This window comes from Streptomyces sp. YIM 130001 (assembly GCF_003574445.1).
GTDB lineage: Bacteria > Actinomycetota > Actinomycetes > Streptomycetales > Streptomycetaceae > Streptomyces.
Window position 1 is genome coordinate 1 of record NZ_KZ984598.1, and the last position, 827, is coordinate 827.

At 62.4% G+C, this 827-nt stretch carries 1 protein-coding gene; it reads right to left on the reverse strand.

Going from position 1 to position 827, the window contains the following annotated elements:
* The coding region (gene ispG / locus DSC45_RS35550; protein WP_119296178.1) for a flavodoxin-dependent (E)-4-hydroxy-3-methylbut-2-enyl-diphosphate synthase at positions 1-827 on the reverse strand (827 nt) is incomplete at both ends.

Below are 827 nucleotides of genomic sequence, written 5' to 3' on the forward strand. Positions count from 1 at the left end.
GATGCCGTCCTTCTCCATCTGCTCGGCGATCTTCATGGCCTCGTCGATCAGCGTCTCCACGATCTTCGACTCCGGGACCGTCTTGATGACCTCGCCCTTCACGAAAATCTGCCCCTTGCCGTTACCCGAAGCGACCCCCAGGTCGGCCTCACGCGCCTCACCCGGACCATTCACCACACAGCCCATGACAGCGACACGCAGCGGCACCTCCATACCATCGAGCCCGGCGGTGACCTCCTCCGCCAACTTGTACACGTCCACCTGCGCACGGCCACAGGACGGACAGGACACGATCTCGAGACGACGCGGCTTGAGATTCAACGACTCCAGAATCTGATTGCCGACCTTGATCTCCTCCACCGGCGGAGCCGACAACGAAACCCGGATCGTGTCCCCGATCCCCTCCGACAACAACGCACCGAACGCCACAGCCGACTTGATGGTCCCCTGGAACGCCGGCCCCGCCTCCGTCACACCCAGATGCAACGGGTAGTCGGACTGAGCCGCAAGCAGCCGGTAAGCATTGACCATCACCACCGGATCGTTGTGCTTCACCGAGATCTTGATGTCACGAAAACCATGCTCCTCGAAGAGCGAAGCCTCCCAGAGCGCCGACTCGACAAGCGCCTCCGGAGTCGCCTTGCCGTACTTCTCGAGCAGACGCCGGTCCAACGAACCCGCATTGACACCGATACGGATCGGCGTGCCCGCGTCGTTCGCCGCCCGCGCGATCTCCTTGACCTTGTCGTCGAACTGCTTGATATTGCCCGGATTCACCCGAACCGCCGCACAACCCGCATCGATCGCCGCGAACACGTACTTCGGCT